Raw genomic sequence first — 17046 nt, forward strand, 5'->3', positions numbered from 1 at the left:
TGATCCAATTTGTACAACATGCCCTTGCCCGACTCCGTCTGGAAATCTTCCAGTGTGCTGCGAATCTCATTCAGCATGACTGATCTGTAGTGCTTAAACTGATGATGGACTTCGCTGGACGCTACTCCTGGAAACGAATCAAATATCTTGATCTTATGGGCTGTCTTTCGAAATTCAAGTTTTTTTAGTTTTTCTAAGAAATTTCAACACAGGCTTTTCAAAAAACTCATGCGATAAAGAAGAAACAACTAATGTAATAATTACAATGCTCAAGTATACAACTCGAGAAGAATAATCAAGACTTAATTTTAAGATATCATCTGTCGTTTTGATCAAGAGTTGAACTGGAAAATGCCATAAATATATCGAATAAGAAATATCGCCTAAATATGTTATTGGCTTTAAAGATAGAATCCGTGTCAAAAACTTTAGATTCAATACCATAATTACAATTAATGGAAATACTACAACAGTATAAACTATAGGCCAGTTACCCAAAGCGTAATGACCAATAAAAAAACCAATTATGAAAAGTACAACTAGCAAAAATAAGCTTATACATGCCGCTAGTTTCTTTAATCTTTGAGAGTTCAATAATTTGTTTACTTCAAACGTACAGCACCCAACAAAAAAACCAATAAACACCCTTCCCATCCCATCGTTCAGTAGAGGCAAACTCAGCTTCATTTTTGTAATAGATAAACCTATTAATATTATTGTTACGAGTAAATAATTATAACTTGTTGGGAATTTAAACAAAACAATAAATAATAAAATATATGCGACAATTTCAACTGAAATTGACCATGTTGGTGCATTAAATGAAAAACCATAATCAAACCATCCGTGCTGCAAAAAGAAAATATTTAATACAAAATGATATACATCATTATACTGATAAATAAAAAAGTTATTTAACTCAAGACTTCTGATGAATTGTATTATTGATACTATAACTAAAGTAACAATATGTAGAGGATATAGTCTACTTAAACGTAGGATTCCGTACTCCTTAAAAGAGATTCTTTTTTCCTTAATTCTTTGTGAATAGACATGCATGAAGATAAAACCGGATAGTACAAAAAATAGATCCACCAAATTCCATCCGAAGTGATAAAACCAGTAACCAACTTTTCTGAAAGGTGCTGATTCTATAGAAATGAAATGTTGATAGTGCCAGAAAAAAGCAACACCTAGAGCTGCTAATCCTCTTAACGAGTCCAGAGGCAATAATCTATTAATATGTTTCACACTCAATGGTTACCCTCAGCTTTCGTGTAATTTGAACTCATTTTACATATTAACACTATGTTTTATACGCATTTCGTTAAATGTCCTTGCAATTTGAATATATATTAACTGGTGCAATTTACATGTGGACCTGAAGGTTTTCTCCTTCCCTAATCAAACACGTTGCTAAGGCTAAGGAATCAGGGTGCTTGTCATTTTCTCTCGGAGTGCCTCGGACGGTAGAGTTCATCCGAACCCTTTTATTCTCCAACGTTCAAACCCCTGCCTTCAACGAGAGCACCGACACAGTTCGTCAACATCTTAACAGCTTGGCTGCCTCCACCTGCAGTCCAAGTTGAATCATGCAATAGAGCAAAACCAGGTCGAATACGCATGTAGACAGGCATGTCATTTGTATTACGCGCTTGCCAAATGCGCTAAAGCCGAGTGAGCCGCTGACTACTGCTGCCTCTACAGTACGACGGACGGGTCGGTTCGTGCGGCATTACTCGATCCCCGGGCATTCCCGTGCCGCACTGGATAGGCAGCAGTCGCCGGTCTGTCTGTTACAGGTAGTCGTTGCACCCATGAATTCAAACTTAATTAACCCATCACACGCGTCGTTTGCGGTAAAATTATACCATACTAATTCACTACTGTGACAATACCATTTGAAACAATTACATTTTGTAAACCAACAACAAACGAATCACTAAATCCGCTAAAAACATTCCCTTCAAGCGGTCCGATTCGATTTTCTGGCGCAATGATCGTTTCGTTACTTTATGAGGCCCGAGCCGAACTGCACGAAAATAATGAATCGATTATGTCACATAAATGACGACACGTCTATTTCTTAATAACGAAACACAAAAAGAAATAAGCCTCCCAAAAGTTCAGTGAACTTATGAGAGGCTTATAAAATCAATCAATGTGCTCTTTGCTGAAGCGTTGGGGGTAAATACCTTGATGCTACAGGCTTTTCAGCCTATATTACATCATACCACCCATGCCACCCATGCCGCCCATGTCAGGCATAGCAGGAGCCTTGTCTTTTTCCGGTTTGTCGGCGATAACGGCTTCGGTCGTCAGGAACATAGCAGCGACGGAAGCGGCGTTTTGCAATGCCGAACGCGTAACCTTAGTCGGGTCGACGATGCCCGCTTGGAACATGTTTACCCATTCGCCGGTAGCGGCGTTGTAGCCGATGCCTGCTGCTTCTTTTTTGATGCGGTCTACGATAACAGAGCCTTCTTGGCCAGCATTCGTAGCGATGATGCGGATCGGCTCTTCCAGAGCGCGCAGAACGATGTTTACGCCCGTTTGCTCGTCGCCGTTAGCATTTACCGCGGATACTGCGTTATATACGTTCACGAGGGCCGTACCGCCGCCGGAGACGATACCTTCTTCCACAGCAGCACGCGTGGAGTTCAGGGCGTCTTCGATGCGCAGTTTGCGCTCTTTCAGTTCGGTTTCCGTAGCTGCGCCGACTTTGATAACGGCAACGCCGCCGGACAGCTTAGCCAGACGCTCTTGCAATTTTTCTTTGTCGAAATCGGAAGTCGTCTCTTCGAGCTGCGCACGAATTTGAGAAACGCGAGTGCCGATGTCCTTCTTGTCGCCAGCGCCGTCAACGACGATGGTGTTTTCTTTGGAAACGCGGATTTGACGCGCGCTGCCGAGCGAGTCGACCGTAGTCGATTTCAGGTCCAGACCAAGCTCTTCCGTAATCACTTGACCGCCCGTCAGAGCGGCGATGTCGCCCAGCATAGCTTTGCGGCGGTCGCCGAAGCCAGGAGCTTTAACAGCAACGCAAGTGAACGTACCGCGCAGCTTGTTGACCACGAGAGTCGCCAAAGCTTCGCCGTCTACGTCTTCAGCGATGATCAGCAGCTGACGTCCGGATTGAACCACTTTCTCCAATACCGGCAAAATCTCTTGAATGCTGGAGATTTTCTTGTCGGTGATCAGAATGTACGGGTTGTCCAGAACAGCTTCCATCTTGTCGGTATCGTTAACCATGTAGGCGGAAAGGTAGCCGCGGTCGAACTGCATGCCTTCGACGACTTCCAATTCGGTTACGAAGCCTTTCGATTCTTCAACGGTAACGACGCCGTCGTTGCCGACTTTTTCCATAGCTTCTGCGATCAGTTGGCCCAGCTCTTCGTCAGCTGCGGAAATAGCCGCAACTTGAGCGATGGATTGCTTGCCTTCGATCGGCTTGGAGATCTTTTGAAGCTCTTCAACAGCGGTTCTAACTGCCTTCTCGATCCCCTTGCGGATGACCATCGGGTTAGCGCCGGCCGTTACGTTTTTCAAGCCTTCGCGGATCATCGCTTGAGCCAGAACGGTAGCGGTCGTCGTGCCGTCGCCTGCAACGTCGTTCGTCTTCGTAGCGACTTCTTTAACGAGCTGAGCACCCATGTTCTCGAATGCGTCTTCCAGCTCGATTTCTTTGGCGATCGTTACGCCGTCGTTCGTAATAAGCGGGCTGCCGAATTTTTTCTCCAGCACGACGTTGCGGCCTTTCGGTCCGAGCGTCACTTTTACCGCGTTAGCCAATGCGTCCACACCGCGGAGCATCGCTCTGCGAGCGTCTTCACTGAACTTGATTTCCTTAGCCATGTATCGGATACCTCCCGAATTTTTGGATTGGGTACAGCTTGCGAAGTGTTGCCAGGAATTGCTTAAGTATAGTTTACCGGTTGTACGGCAACGTTAAGAAAACGAAACGTTTCCTTACGCCAATACAGCCAGGATGTCGCTTTCGCGCAAGATGAGCAGTTCTTTGCCCTCGAATTTCACTTCGGTGCCGGCATATTTGGAGAACAGGACGCGGTCGCCTTCTTTGACTTCAAGCGCAATGCGTTGTCCGTCTTTCACGTGGCCGCTGCCAACAGCAACGATTTTGCCTTCTTGCGGCTTTTCTTTTGCCGTATCCGGCAATACGATACCACTAGCCGTAGTCTCCTCCTTGGCAATAGGTTCAAGAACTACGCGATCACCCAACGGTTTGATCATGAGAAAACTGCCTCCTTTGAATAAAGTGGTTTGGTTTTTAGAGGGTCTGTTAGCACTCGTATGTGGTTAGTGCTAATAACAATACTTATCATAAACATTTCGATGCGTCATTGCAAGTAGTTTTGCCGGATTTCATAAAATTTTAATCGCTGCCCTTTTTTCACACGAAAGCTAGCTTCTCCCGTTCCGCTGCGTTCTATACGATGAAAGATCGGTTAAACGGTTTCCCGCTTTCAGGCCTTATCGGCTGTCGCTATCTCGTGTCGAAATATGCATGCTTTCGACAAAAAAGGTCTGCGCTCAAACCGGCGCAGACCTTGCATTATTTGGCGCCGGTCAGTCCGCCGTCGTCCGCCTCGCCCAGCCATTGCTTGTCCCGCTCCTGCTGAACCTTATAAATACGTGCGGACAGTACGATGCTGATCTCATACAACAGAATCATAGGAATCGCCACGAGAATATCCGAAATAAGATCCGGCGGAGTGACGATCGTCGCGATCACGACTAGGATCAAATACGCATAGCGGCGCAGCTTCTTGAGCCGGATCGGGTTAAGAATTCTTAGCTTCGTCAGAAACATGACGACAACCGGAAGCTCGAACAAAAGCGCCATCGGCAGCAAGATATTGAACATGAACGTAAAGTATTGCGCGGCCCCGTACGTTTCGGTCAAACTCAAGCTTTTGGTCACCGAGGAAGTGAAATAAAAGGCCATCGGGAAAATAATAAAATACGCGAACGATAGTCCAAGCAAAAACAGGAACACGGCTCCGGGAATGTAGCGCAACGTAGCTTTCTGTTCATGCGGCATCAAGCCCGGCTTCACGAACAGCCAAATTTGCGTCAGCGTGAACGGAAGCGTTACGACCAGACCGATAGCAAAAGAAAATTGCATATATAGCCGAATCGCGTCCCACGGAGAAAACGTATTCAATGAAATGATGCTCGAAGCCGGCTCCGCATGCATCAAGTAGAGGAGGATCGGTTTGGCTACGAAGAAGCCCCCGATCATTGCCACAACCAGCACGACGACGACCCAGATCAGTCTCTTGCGGAGCTCGGTCAGATGTTCAACCAAGGATGCCGTTTGTTCTTGCACCAACTTCACCAACCTCATCGTTCATATAGCGGTACCAATAGGGGGCTGCGAACACGCACGGCTGCAGAGTACTCCACTGACCGCTCAGCAGCCCGAGCCGCGGAAACTTGCTTACTCCGGCAAACGCTTGTCGCTGCTTTGCGCGGTTTGTACGGAAGGTGCCGGTTCCGCTTTGGCGGTGTCCAGCTTAGCGGCTTCCGCGCGCTGCACTTCTTTGCGTTCGGAGTCGTCCTCCATAATTTCTTTGGCGCCGTTCTTGAACTCGCGGAGCGTACGGCCGAAAGCGCGGCCAAGCTCGGGAAGCTTGCTAGGTCCGAACAAAAGCAAAGCGACCAAAATAATTAAAATAAAACCTGTTGCGCCGATATTAGGCATCATTCATTCCTCCTGATCATTATATTGGCGGGCGCGGCTGCACCACAATACAGTCTCGCGGTCCTGCATTAAGCTCCGGGCAAGCCGGATAAACAGCATATCGCGCTAACGGGCCGGCGAGCAGCCGGACATTGTTCCGCGCCGGAGCCGGCAATCCGCATTCCCGTTTGTTGATGGCGCCCGGTGTCCGGTCGTCCGGATCGACGGACATCCCTCCCGTAACCAGAATCAATGATTAAATCAGCGGATCCCGAGCGGCAGGTTTGCCCCGTCTTGCAGAAGGGCCGCAGTCCGATGGCACCGAATCGATGACGGCCGCCTCTTCTCCTGAATTAACGGGTAAGTTCAAATCCTGGACCTAACCATTATACACTTCGCAGCCGATTACAATGAAGACGGAGCGCAATGTTCGGAAAGGTTTCACCGCTATGGGACCTTCTCCCATTTCATACTTCCGACGCGACTAGCCTCGGCTTGACCGTTTTCTAATACTCGTCCACGATCCAGCTTGGACTTGCGACTGAAGTTCGAAATCCCATTAATGCGACTCGGTCAGGTGCGGCAATACGGAGGGAAGGGCAGCTTCGGTCAGCCTCAATCTCGGCTTCCGAATCATGTCCCGCCGGAGGGCTCTCAGATCTCCACTCTCTTGCCGCGAGTAGCGGCTAGGGCGGCCGGCAGTTGATCAATCACCGCGACGATGCATTCGTGAACGCCTTTCGGATCGCCAGGCAAATTCAGCACCAGCGTCCGATCGCGAATACCCGAAACGCCGCGGGTCAGCATGCCCAGTCCGGTTTTATTCATGAGGGCGGCCCGCATCGCTTCGGCAAAGCCGGGAGCCAGCCGGTCCAGCACCTCGAGCGTCGCCTCGGGGGTAACGTCGCGCTTCCCCATGCCGATCCCGCCTGTCGTCAAGATCAAATCGACTTTGTAATAATCGGTCATTTCGATCAGCGCGGCGATAATCTCGTCCTTCTCGTCTGGAACGATCCGGTATTCGATAATGTCCCCCTGAAGCTCCTCCTCCACGAGTTCGCGAATCACCTGAGCACTGGTGTCTTCCCGTTCGCCGCGAGAACCTTGATCGCTTGCCGTCAAAAGGCCAACCTTCCAGCGCATCAGCGTTTCCCTCCCCTGTTTTCCGAATATGGCGGTCTTCTATTTAATGAAGCTAAAGCTTCAGCGTTTGCCCGGAAGCGTCGTCCTCAGTATGAATCGTCTGTGCTATGTGTCTTCTTCTCCAGGCAAGGCGCTCGAATCTGCGCCGATACCGGCAACGTCTTGTATAAACGAAACCGGTCTTCTAAAAGAATCATTCGACATTCGGGAGCCATGTCCTTTTTTTAATCGCAAAAAAAGGTTGCGGCTTCAGTTCCCGATTGGTGCCTGCTTCCCGGCAACCCATTGGCGCTTCTCCGTCACAATTCCATCAATCCGGAAATCGTGTTCGTCCATCGGAACGTCGGGGATCAGCTGCGCATCGAAGGCGACTGCCAGCTTGAACGGTTCGACTCCGCGGCCCCTGCATCCTGCGATAAACCGGTCATAATACCCGCCGCCGTAGCCGAGGCGACCTCCGCGGAGATCAAAAGCAAGACCGGGAACGAGCATGACGTCGATTCGATCCGTCCCGTTCCATCGCGGCGCGTCGGCCGAAGGCTCGAGAATGCCCCATTTTCCTTCCTCCAGCTGCTCCGGACCGTTAACGGCATGCAGCGACATTTGCATCGATTTCGGCTCCACTTTCGGGACGAGCACGGTCCCTCTCTGTCCGCGGCACCAGTCCATGACCGGCCTGACGTCGAGCTCTGTGCGAAACGGCATATAGCTGAACAGAGTCAGCGAACCGATTCCGCGCTCCGTCCCCCGCTTCTCGAGCATTCGTATCGCCGTATCGCAGGCGACCGCCGATGCGGCTGCGCGCTCGGTTGCGGACATCGCGGCTCTAGCCGCTTCGGCCTGCTGGCGCAGCTCCCGCTTGAACGACTGAACAGACATGCTGCTACCTCTTTCCATGGTTTCTGGCCTTTCCGCCGATTCCTTCTCTCTCAAGTGTATCACATATTCGCAGCCAAGTAGAATGAGCGGCAGGTCGGTTTTGGGTCGGTTTTGGGTCGGCCTCCCCGCTTTTGTCCTTCGAGATATCCCGGCATGTTCGCTTGAAGAAAAAGTGTCATTTTACAAAAAGCCTGGCCATCGGTAAACTGGAACTGTAACAGGCGCACCCGACCGTTCGCGGAAAACGACGGCGGCGGATTGACGCCAAGCTATACAGGTGGGGGAACGCGACTTATGCTTCTGCAAGTAAACGGACTGGGTAAACATTACGGCACGGCTACCGCGCTGTCGAATATATCGCTGCAAATTCAGGAACGCGACCGGATCGGTCTCGTCGGCGTGAACGGTGCCGGCAAATCGACGCTGCTGAAAATCATAGCCGGGGAAATGTCGGCGGACGAGGGCGAGATTTTCCGCTCGAAGGAAACCCGCATCGGCTATTTGGCGCAAAACAGCGGTCTGCAATCGGAGCGTTCGATCTGGGACGAAATGATGGGCGTATTCGCCGATCTGCTCGAGGCGGAGCGCGAGCTCCGTGAGCTGGAGACGCGCATGTCCGATCCGCTCCTGATTGCCGACGACAAGGCTTACCAGGATGTGCTGCACCGCTATTCGGTAAAATCGGACTTGTTCCGCGATTCCGGCGGCTTTCGCATCGAGACGCGCGTGCGCAGTGTGCTGCACGGGATGGGCTTCGGCTCCTTCGATCCGGCAACGCCGATCCGCACGCTGAGCGGCGGCCAGAAGACGCGGCTGGCGCTGGCCAGGCTGCTGCTGCAGGAGCCCGATCTGCTGATGCTTGACGAGCCGACGAACTATTTGGACATCCCGACGCTGACATGGCTCGAAGACTATTTGCGCGGGTATTCCGGGGCCGTACTGGTCGTGTCCCATGACCGTTTTTTTCTGGACGCGATGGCCAATGTTATTTATGAAATCGAACGTACGCGATGCAAACGGTATACGGGCAACTATTCCCGCTTTATCGAGCTGAAGGCCGCGGAATATGAAATCGAGCTGAAGCATTACGAGAAGCAGCAGGACGAAATCGCCCGCATGGAAGACTTTGTGCGCCGCAACATCGTCCGCGCCACGACCACGAAGCGCGCCCAAAGCCGCCGCAAGGCGCTCGAGCGGATGGACCGTCTGGACAAGCCTGCCGGAGAACTGAAAAAAGCGTCGTTCCAATTCGAGATCGAAAGGCAATCCGGCAAAGACGTGCTGCGCGCGCAGGAACTGTCGGCTTCCTATGACGGAACGAAGCGGCTGTTTCGCCGCGCTTCCTTCGAGCTGCGCCGCGGCGATATGGCCGCTCTGATCGGACCAAACGGGGTCGGCAAGTCGACGCTGTTGAAAATATTGACCGGGCAAAAAACGCCCGATACCGGCCTGTTCGAATGGGGAACGAACGTTACGATCGGCTATTACGATCAAGAGCAGCAAGGCTTGAATCCGCATAACACGGTGCTTGAGGAGCTTTGGGGAGAATATCCTCATCTCGAGGAGGTTCGCATCCGCACCGTGCTCGGCAGCTTCCTGTTCAGCGGCGAGGACGTGTTGAAGAAGGTCGCGGCATTAAGCGGCGGGGAAAAAGCGCGCGTGTCACTGGCGAAGCTGATGCTGCGCCAAGCGAACATGCTCATTCTCGACGAGCCGACCAACCATCTGGACTTGTACAGTAAGGAAGTGCTGGAGTCGGCCCTGCTCGATTACGAGGGCACGCTGCTGTTTATTTCCCACGACCGGTATTTTCTGAACAAGATGGCAGACCGCATGCTGGAGCTGCACCCCGACGGTATCGACGACTACTTGGGCAATTACGACGACTATGTCGAGAAGAAACGCGATTTGGCCGCCATTGCCGCTGAACGGGCGGCGGAAGCAAGCGCGGGGAAAGGCGGCAAAGCGGTTGCCGTAGATAACGCCTCCGCAGGACGAAACCCGGCCCGCAGCGACAAGGAGACCAGCGCAGACAAAGACTCCGCCCCGAAGCCGAAAGACTACGAGGCGGAGAAGCAGCAGAAGCGCGAGGAACGCGGCCGTCAGCGCAAAATCGAGCAGCTTGAGCAGAGCATAGCCTTGCTGGAGGGCGAAATAGCCGCTTTGGAGCAAAGCCTGCTTACACCCGATATTTTCAACGACTACATGGCCGTTCAGAAAGTAAATGCCGAGCTTGAGCAAAAAAAGCTCGCGCTGGAGCCGCTTTACGAGGAGTGGGAGCTGCTTTCCTCCTGAAAGCGCAGCAGCAGCATCGGGGCGGCGGCGTATACGATCATCGTCGCGGCGGCGACGATGCCGGAATCGTTGAAGACTAAGGCGACGACCGAGCCGACCGCAATAGCCAGAAAACCGCTCATATAATGAGGATATAGCGCCTGCCAACGCCGCAGCGCGCCACGCGGACGGACGACGGCGACCGTCATGACGATCAGGCCGGCGGCCAGCACCTTGGTCCATACGGATACATTGATTAAATGAAGATTCATTTGCAGCTTGCGCACGACGATCGCGGCTATCAGGTCCATTCGGCCTTGGCTCAGCGTGTTCATCGCCCGTCCGATATGGCTCTGGCTCCCCTCCTCCGCCGGGATCGCCGCATTCAACAGCCATAACAAGGCGAAGGCCAACGCGATCAAACCGAGACAGACCAGCATCAGCCTTCGCACATTCAGCTTCGTCCCCTCAGCTTGCGAGCGGCAGCGCAGCCAGACGAGACCGAAGGCGACGGCGGCCGTAATGGCTCCGCCGGCATTGGTGCCGAGGCCGGGGGCAGCCAAATAGAGCGTAACCCCTGCGAATCCTACGGCGGCTACGACGGAGACCCGCAGGGTGACACGACGTTGGCTGGCCGCCGCGGCCACCACGACCCTCGTCGCCTCGCCGTCCGTCGGCCGAACCTCCGCCCTTTCCATAAAAGCCGCGAAAGCAAAGGCGGCAGCTCCGACGATCACACCCATATATTCATTGCCGATTCCATAATAACGCGCGCCTATGACCGGATCGTAGCCGAGCACCGAACGCTTCATCCCTTCTGCTCCCAGCAGCCCGTCCAGCAGCACCGCCAAGGCCGTTATGGCGCTGATCAGGTAGGCGGACGATAAAGCAGACCGCCGGATCATAAGCAAGCCGGCCGCCAGTACGGCGACAGCGACGAACAAAGCCGCCTGCTTGCCGCCGGACAGTGGATGAAACCGATTCAGCCAGCCTACGGCAAGCAGGGAAAGCGGAGCGGTAAGCAGCGCAAGCAGCAGCACCTCGATCCAGCGTACGGCTTTGCCCAGCCTGGCCCATACGACGATCAGCGCGGCCAGCAAAGCGGCGGCTTCGACGGATACGAACGGCACCAGCACCTTGGGACGAATACGGTACACTTCGCGGATGAAACTCAGCTCCCGGTGCAGAAAGATCCATGCTTCAGTCTTCCGGATCATGCGGACTGGCCGGCCTGTCACTTCGGCAGGGACCCCGATACCGAAGCCCGCCAGCACCGTAGGAGCAAAATCGGAGGCTGTCACAATCCCCGGCCGGCGCGTGCTCGGCGAGGTGAGCAGCGCTCCTCCGGCCAAGTCCGGCCCGGCATACACGACCGGTGCGAGCTGCCACTTTTCCCGGGATGCCCTTGCGCCCACGTACGGCGAGACGATCCACAGCCGGTCTCCTCCTTCTTGCCGCTGCCGCAGTTGTCCGATGAACCGGTCCAATTCCCGCAGCGCCTCCCGCCTCTTCCGCAAAGCATGCTCCGGATCGTATACCGAGTCTTCTCCTTCCAGCCGCAGCAAATCGCCCCATTCCAGAAGCAGCACCGATCGAGCGGGGAAACCGTCCCTCGCGCGCAGCAGCTCGTCGGCGTTGACCCGTGTCGAGAACGCGGACCCTTCGTCGGCCGTTACCATGCTGCCGGATACGTTTCCCCGCGGAACGATTCCTTGCTCGTCCATCACCATCAGGGCGGCAAACCGTTTCCGCTGCTCCCCCATGTCGCTGTTCCCGTAGACGCCCGTCAATAGGCCATAGCTGCGCAGCAGCTCTCCCAATAGACCAGGGCGAACGTGCTGGGAACGAATATGATTGCGCCGGCGAATCGCCGCAATCTCAGGCACGACCACCTCCGCCCCATCCGGAGCAAGCCCTGTCATCCGCCGGTACAGCGCCTCCGCCTCCGTCCCCGGCTCCTTATTGCCGTCCCCGGATCCGGATGCTTTCCCGGTATTACGCGCGATATAGCCGGAGCCGCTGATCGCGGGAGCCCCTGCGCCCAACGTGGCGTAACTGTCCTCCAGCCCTTTTTCCGGCGTACGCACATTCATCGCTCCGATAGCCGCCCGGCGGATCAAGTCGCTCAATGCCGGCTGCTCGCGCAAAGCCTCCTCAGTCCAATCGAGAAAAGACCAGCCCGGAACGGCCACGATCGTAACCTGCCCTTTTGGTGCATCGAGAGGGCCATTTCCGCCTTCAGTCGCCTCCGCCATGGGAACGGACACCGTCGATTCGTTGTCCCGCTGAGCTCCGCTATAGCCTTGCGACCCGAACAACCACGCAGTCAGACCCGCTATAGCGGCAGCCGCCAGCAGAACGATGAGCAGGGGCCTCCTCCATTTTCGTTCAGATTGATCCGCTTCGTATTTTTCCATAAGTCCACAACTCCCGGTAAAAGGTGGAACGATCCTGTTACTAGAATGCCCGGATCGCCGCTTTTTACGATGACTGTGGATATCCACAATATCATTAACAGGATTAAGGATCAGAAAAATCGTTGCGCATCAAGGGAACTCAGCCTCCACCAAAAAAACTATCCCCATTATCCACAATTTAACGACCTAAACTTATTAGAATTCATGTCATTAATAATCCGTTGATCTGTCTGGCTTTCTCAACGTTATACACATTGTGCACATGGGTTGTGGATAACTTTATCCACATCCTTCGCATTCACCTGATCAGCCTTGCCCCGAGCTTTTCCGCTTCTCGTACCCGTCTTCCTTTGCTTCGGCAACCCCGCCGTCGCGTACGGCCTGATTGCAGGCCCCCATGCATGCCCGGGCCACCGCCACCACCACATCCCGGTCGATCGCCGAGCCTTGGAAAAACCGTTCTCCGACGGCAATTTCCACAGCGGCCTCGGCATTGGCCTGTTCGCCGTGAGACATCGACTGCAGCTCCAGATCGACAAACTCCAAATCGAACGGCATGGCCCGCTTGATGCAGCGGATCAACGCCTCGATCGAGCCTTCAGCAATCTCGGAGTAGGACGATTCCCGGCCGGTCTCGTGATCGCGCACCGTGACCGAAGCGACGCGATGCTTCAGGCTGCTGACGACTACCTGCACCTCGACCAGCGAGAACCGCTCCAGCGGGCGGTTAACCGTCTTCCCGACAAGCTGGATCAGCTGATCGTCGGTAACCCGCTTCAATTCGTCAGCCGTTTTCTTGAAGTCGACGAACAATTGCTCCAGCTGCTCTTCGGTCATCGATATGCCCAATTCGTCCACGACGCGATGCTTGATTGCGTGGCGCCCGGAATGTTTGCCGAGAATGATCATGTTGCGCGGGATACCCATCTTCTCCGGCTCCATAATCTCGAACGTGTTGCGGTTTTTCAGCATACCGTCCTGATGAATGCCGGATTCGTGCTGGAATGCGTTGCGCCCGACAACCGGCTTGTTGTAGGCGATCGGAAAATGCATATGCCGGCTCATCATCCTGGACGTTTCGTAAATGTGCCCAATATCGATCGACGTCTCCACGCCGAGCGTCTGCTTGCGCGTCTCTATGGCCATGACCAGCTCCTCCAGCGAGCAATTGCCGGCCCGCTCGCCGACTCCGTTCACCGTCACCTCCACCTGGGTCGCACCTGCTTGCACGGCAGCCAGGCTATTGGCCACCGCCATGCCGAGGTCGTTATGGCAATGCGTGCTGTATTCCACGCTGTCCCCGCCGCGCACCTGCTCCCGCACCCGGCGGAACAGCCGGCCGTATTCCTCCGGCAGCGCGTAGCCGAGCGTATCCGGGATGTTGATAACCGTGGCGCCTTCGGCAATTACGGCCTCGATGAGCTCGAACAGAAACTCCTCGCCGGCACGGGATGCATCCATCGGCGAAAATTCGATGCGATCGACGAACCGTTTGCCGTAGGCGACCATGTCGCGGGCGATCTGGATGACCTGCTCCCGCGATTTGCGCAGCTGATGCTCCAGCAAAATTTGCGAGGACGAGATGAAGATATGCAGCCGGCGCAGCTCCGCGTCCGCGGTCGCCTTAACGGCGGCATCGATGTCCTGCGTGACCGCCCGGGCGAAGCCGACGATTTCCACGCCCGATCCGTTCAGGTCGCGGGATATTTGCTGAACGGCGGAGAAATCGCCAGGGCTGGAGATCGGGAAGCCCGGCTCCAGCACGTCTACGCCCAATTTGGCCAGTTGGCGGGCCAGCACGATTTTTTGCTCCGGCTGAAGCGTGGCGCCCGGAGACTGCTCGCCGTCGCGCAGCGTCGTATCGAAAATTTTAATTTTTTTCATCGCAATATTGGAATCGGTCATGGGGAATCCCTCCGAATATGAATTTGGTTGATGGGGTTAAACGTTAGTCACGTTAAGCTGGGAGCGACAAACCGACAGGAACGAATGTTCGGCGAAAAGCATGCCAAAAAGCCTGCCGCCCCCTATGCAGGAGACGACAGGCTTGCAAGCCCGTCGCGGTACCACTCCGCTTGACCCGGCCGATAAAGCTCGGATCCACCTCGCGCGCGTCCGTCCTCCGCCGTCGCCGCCTTCATCCGCAATGCCTGCCGGTCGTTGCCGCCGGTCGGGCTCGCTTGCTGAAAGGGACAGGCGAATACAGCCGCGTCAGCCCGATATCGGGGGCCAGACCGGCGGACGTCAACCCCGGCGTGCATGCGGCACCGGCTTTCCGTCCTGCTGCTCCCGGGCGAGTTCGGTTACGGCCTTCGACTGCGTCGCACCTGGCAAGCCAATCGCCGAATTCGGCGATATGTCCCGCTCCCGCAGCTCTCTGTACGAAGTCGCGTATCCTACTGCTCCCGTTCATTGCCTTGTTGATATGGTTCATTCGAGTGGCGGCGGGTAAAACAAAAAGCCTGCCGTCTCCAGAAGAGACGACAGGCTGTGCTGTCGCGGTACCACTCTCGTTGGTTCGACGTATGCCCGTTACCGAGCGTCGAACCCGCTCCACCATGCGCGCCTTCCGAACGCCGATCGTCTGCAACCCGTCCGGAACTTGCCGCTCCGGGGCTATGACGAAAGGACGCATCTTCCTTGCTTCGCATGAACCCGATCACGAGGGTTAGCCGTCGAAACGTACCGCTACGGTATATGCTCGACGATCGCCGGTAGTGGAATCGATCGATTCCCTTGACCTTTGCTGCTGTCGGGCACGCTCCGAGCCTTCCGTTCCGCCGCTCCCGGGCGAGCTTCAGGATAGCATCCGGCTGCGTTGCACCGAGCGTCATCAACGCCGTTATCAGGCATTGTACGCGACCGCAGCTCTCTGGTCGAATGGTTTTCCTTACTGTTCCCGTTCTTTGCGTTTCAGATATTGGTTAAGAATATAGCACGCCATATTGGCCTTGTCAACACGTCTTCTCAAAATCCGCAGAGCAATCCCGTGAAACAAATCGGCGGCAAAATCGGCGCAATGGTCCGCAAAAAGGCGGCGTGCCTAAGCACCCGCCTCTTCCAAAAAAGCCAACTCCGGTAAGCTTTAAGCTCCCGATTGGACCGACCATGCTTCCAGCGACAGCACCGGCTCCGCCTTCAGGTCGAGCGACGAAAGCTCGCCGCGCTCCCATTTCAGGTAAGCGGCTGCGGCAATCATCGCCGCATTATCGGTGCACAACGACAGCGGCGGCGCAAGCAAAGGCAGCCGTTCCCTCCCGCACCGTTCCTCCAGCGCGGCGCGCAAGCCGCGATTGGCGGCTACGCCTCCGGCGAGCAGCAGTTGTCTGGCGCCGCGCGCTTTCGCCGCCCGGATCGCCTTCTCGACCAGCACCTCGACGACCGATTCCTGAAACCCTTTGGCGATTCGCTGCGGTTCAATCGTCTCGCCCTTCATCGAAGCCTGATTCAGTACAGCCAGCACCGCCGACTTCAGCCCGCTGAAGCTGAAATCGAAGCTGTCCGCTTCCAGCCAGGCGCGCGGCAGAACGATTCCTTCGCCAGCCTCTCCGGCCAGCTTGTCCACGTGCGGGCCCCCCGGGTATGGCAGCCCCATGGCGCGAGCCACCTTATCGTACGCTTCCCCGGCGGCATCGTCCCGGGTTTGGCCGAGAATGCGAAATACGCCCGGCGAAGTCACTTCGACCAGCTCCGTATGCCCTCCGGACACGACAAGCGCCACGAACGGGTACTCCAGCCGATGTACGAGCGCATTGGCGTAAATATGTCCGGCGATATGATGAACGCCGATCAATGGAATCCGCAGAGCGCTGGCAAGCGTCTTCGCCGCCACGACGCCGACGAGCAGCGCTCCGACAAGCCCCGGTCCCTGCGTCACGGCTACGGCCGACAAATCCGTCAGACGGACGCCGGCTTCTTCTACCGCTTGCTCCAGTATGAGCGTGATGCTTTCGACATGCTGGCGCGATGCAATCTCGGGGACGACTCCGCCGTACCGCTTGTGCGTCTCGACCTGGCTCGATACGACGTTCGAGCGGACAATCATGCCGTTCTCCACGATGGCTACCGACGTTTCGTCGCAGCTTGTTTCCACAGCGAGAATGAGCCCCGGCCGCGGTTCCCTATGTTCGTTCTGTCCCGCTGTCATTCGTCTGCCTCCGCTCCTTCCTCGGCGATCCGGCGCAAATGCGCCCACATAATGATCGCGTCTTCCCCGTTGTCGGTATAATAGCCTCTGCGCAGACCGGCGGGAATGAAGCCCAGCTTGGCGTACAGCCTTTGGGCAATCGTATTGGACGCCCGCACTTCAAGCGTAATGCGCTCGGCCCCCAGAAACACGGCGGCGGACTGCAGCTGAATCAGCAGACGCTCGCCAAGCTTCCTGCCGCGATAGGCCGTTCGGACAGCAATATTGGTGACATGGGCTTCGTCCACGATCATCCACATGCCGCCATAGCCGACAATTTCCCCGTCTAGCTGCATAACCAGATAATGGGCGAAATGGTTGTTCGTCAGCTCGTTGTGAAAAGCCCCCGCCGACCACGGCGTGGTAAATGACTCCCGTTCGATGTCGCAGATCGAATCGATATCCTCGACGCGCATCGAACGAAACTGCAGCTCCCGGCCTCC

The 17046-nt window shown here is 55.0% G+C and carries 13 protein-coding genes; 1 reads left to right on the top strand and 12 read right to left on the bottom strand.

Annotated features, from left to right (window positions below; translation table 11 throughout):
• Positions 1 to 174: 174 nt before the first annotated feature.
• The 7 genes from ABD796_RS08385 to ABD796_RS08415 all read right to left on the bottom strand — a co-directional run bounded on the left by ABD796_RS08385 (position 175) and on the right by ABD796_RS08415 (position 7726).
• Complete coding sequence (locus ABD796_RS08385) at positions 175 to 1251, bottom strand: acyltransferase family protein (protein WP_344906299.1); 1077 nt, start codon at positions 1249 to 1251, stop codon at positions 175 to 177.
• Positions 1252 to 2223: 972 nt separating this feature from the next.
• The gene (gene groL / locus ABD796_RS08390; RefSeq protein WP_344905785.1) at positions 2224 to 3855 is read right to left on the bottom strand and encodes a chaperonin GroEL; all 1632 of its coding nucleotides are present in this window, start codon (positions 3853 to 3855) and stop codon (positions 2224 to 2226) included.
• 114 nt (positions 3856 to 3969) lie between these two features.
• Positions 3970 to 4251, bottom strand: a complete 282-nt coding sequence (gene groES, locus ABD796_RS08395; RefSeq protein ID WP_190930411.1) for a co-chaperone GroES — start codon at positions 4249 to 4251, stop codon at positions 3970 to 3972.
• A gap of 322 nt (positions 4252 to 4573) precedes the next feature.
• Complete coding sequence (tatC, locus tag ABD796_RS08400) at positions 4574 to 5368, bottom strand: twin-arginine translocase subunit TatC (RefSeq protein WP_379116454.1); 795 nt, start codon at positions 5366 to 5368, stop codon at positions 4574 to 4576.
• Between the two features lie 93 nt (positions 5369 to 5461).
• On the bottom strand, positions 5462 to 5725 hold the full coding sequence (locus ABD796_RS08405; protein WP_344906305.1) for a twin-arginine translocase TatA/TatE family subunit: 264 nt from the start codon (positions 5723 to 5725) through the stop codon (positions 5462 to 5464).
• 633 nt (positions 5726 to 6358) lie between these two features.
• Complete coding sequence (locus tag ABD796_RS08410; RefSeq protein ID WP_344905795.1) at positions 6359 to 6847, bottom strand: MogA/MoaB family molybdenum cofactor biosynthesis protein; 489 nt, start codon at positions 6845 to 6847, stop codon at positions 6359 to 6361.
• 249 nt (positions 6848 to 7096) lie between these two features.
• Positions 7097 to 7726 (bottom strand): 5-formyltetrahydrofolate cyclo-ligase, encoded by a 630-nt coding sequence (locus tag ABD796_RS08415; protein WP_344905797.1) that lies wholly within the window; start codon positions 7724 to 7726, stop codon positions 7097 to 7099.
• Positions 7727 to 8020: 294 nt separating this feature from the next.
• Here ABD796_RS08415 and ABD796_RS08420 point away from each other — a divergent pair, with 294 nt between their 5' ends.
• Positions 8021 to 10021 carry an ABC-F family ATP-binding cassette domain-containing protein gene (locus ABD796_RS08420; RefSeq protein ID WP_344905800.1) on the top strand — a complete coding sequence of 667 codons (2001 nt, stop codon included), beginning with the start codon at positions 8021 to 8023 and terminating at the stop codon, positions 10019 to 10021.
• On the opposite strand, the gene ABD796_RS08425 is transcribed toward ABD796_RS08420, so the two are convergent.
• The 5 genes from ABD796_RS08425 to rimI all read right to left on the bottom strand — a co-directional run bounded on the left by ABD796_RS08425 (position 9991) and on the right by rimI (position 17019).
• Entirely contained in the window at positions 9991 to 12417 is a 2427-nt protein-coding gene (locus ABD796_RS08425) for a hypothetical protein (RefSeq protein ID WP_344905803.1), read from the bottom strand. The two genes, ABD796_RS08420 and ABD796_RS08425, sit on opposite strands and share 31 nt — an antisense overlap.
• 306 nt (positions 12418 to 12723) lie before the next feature.
• Positions 12724 to 14301 (bottom strand): 2-isopropylmalate synthase, encoded by a 1578-nt coding sequence (locus tag ABD796_RS08430; RefSeq protein WP_344906308.1) that lies wholly within the window; start codon positions 14299 to 14301, stop codon positions 12724 to 12726.
• A gap of 253 nt (positions 14302 to 14554) precedes the next feature.
• Complete coding sequence (locus ABD796_RS08435) at positions 14555 to 15052, bottom strand: hypothetical protein (RefSeq protein ID WP_344905804.1); 498 nt, start codon at positions 15050 to 15052, stop codon at positions 14555 to 14557.
• A gap of 450 nt (positions 15053 to 15502) precedes the next feature.
• Positions 15503 to 16564 (bottom strand): tRNA (adenosine(37)-N6)-threonylcarbamoyltransferase complex transferase subunit TsaD, encoded by a 1062-nt coding sequence (gene tsaD, locus ABD796_RS08440; RefSeq protein WP_344905807.1) that lies wholly within the window; start codon positions 16562 to 16564, stop codon positions 15503 to 15505.
• A complete protein-coding gene (gene rimI, locus ABD796_RS08445) occupies positions 16561 to 17019 on the bottom strand; it encodes a ribosomal protein S18-alanine N-acetyltransferase (RefSeq protein WP_344906311.1) in 459 nt (152 codons plus the stop codon). Before rimI ends, tsaD begins: the two co-directional genes overlap by 4 nt.
• Between the last annotated feature and the right edge of the window lie 27 nt (positions 17020 to 17046).

The sequence above is a fragment of the Paenibacillus hodogayensis genome (assembly GCF_039536325.1).
Classification (GTDB): Bacteria; Bacillota; Bacilli; order Paenibacillales; family NBRC-103111; genus Paenibacillus_AB; species Paenibacillus_AB hodogayensis.

Excerpts from the sequence above, each read along its gene's own strand:
- groL (WP_344905785.1), bottom strand. The coding sequence starts at position 3,855 with ATGGCTAAGGAAATCAAGTTCAGTGAAGACGCTCGCAGAGCGATGCTC.
- groES (WP_190930411.1), bottom strand. The coding sequence starts at position 4,251 with ATGATCAAACCGTTGGGTGATCGCGTAGTTCTTGAACCTATTGCCAAG.
- tatC (WP_379116454.1), bottom strand. The coding sequence starts at position 5,368 with ATGAGGTTGGTGAAGTTGGTGCAAGAACAAACGGCATCCTTGGTTGAA.
- ABD796_RS08405 (WP_344906305.1), bottom strand. The coding sequence starts at position 5,725 with ATGCCTAATATCGGCGCAACAGGTTTTATTTTAATTATTTTGGTCGCT.
- ABD796_RS08410 (WP_344905795.1), bottom strand. The coding sequence starts at position 6,847 with ATGCGCTGGAAGGTTGGCCTTTTGACGGCAAGCGATCAAGGTTCTCGC.
- ABD796_RS08415 (WP_344905797.1), bottom strand. The coding sequence starts at position 7,726 with ATGTCTGTTCAGTCGTTCAAGCGGGAGCTGCGCCAGCAGGCCGAAGCG.
- ABD796_RS08420 (WP_344905800.1), top strand. The coding sequence starts at position 8,021 with ATGCTTCTGCAAGTAAACGGACTGGGTAAACATTACGGCACGGCTACC.
- ABD796_RS08425 (WP_344905803.1), bottom strand. The coding sequence starts at position 12,417 with ATGGAAAAATACGAAGCGGATCAATCTGAACGAAAATGGAGGAGGCCC.
- ABD796_RS08430 (WP_344906308.1), bottom strand. The coding sequence starts at position 14,301 with ATGAAAAAAATTAAAATTTTCGATACGACGCTGCGCGACGGCGAGCAG.
- ABD796_RS08435 (WP_344905804.1), bottom strand. The coding sequence starts at position 15,052 with ATGCGTCCTTTCGTCATAGCCCCGGAGCGGCAAGTTCCGGACGGGTTG.
- tsaD (WP_344905807.1), bottom strand. The coding sequence starts at position 16,564 with ATGACAGCGGGACAGAACGAACATAGGGAACCGCGGCCGGGGCTCATT.
- rimI (WP_344906311.1), bottom strand. The coding sequence starts at position 17,019 with ATGCGCGTCGAGGATATCGATTCGATCTGCGACATCGAACGGGAGTCA.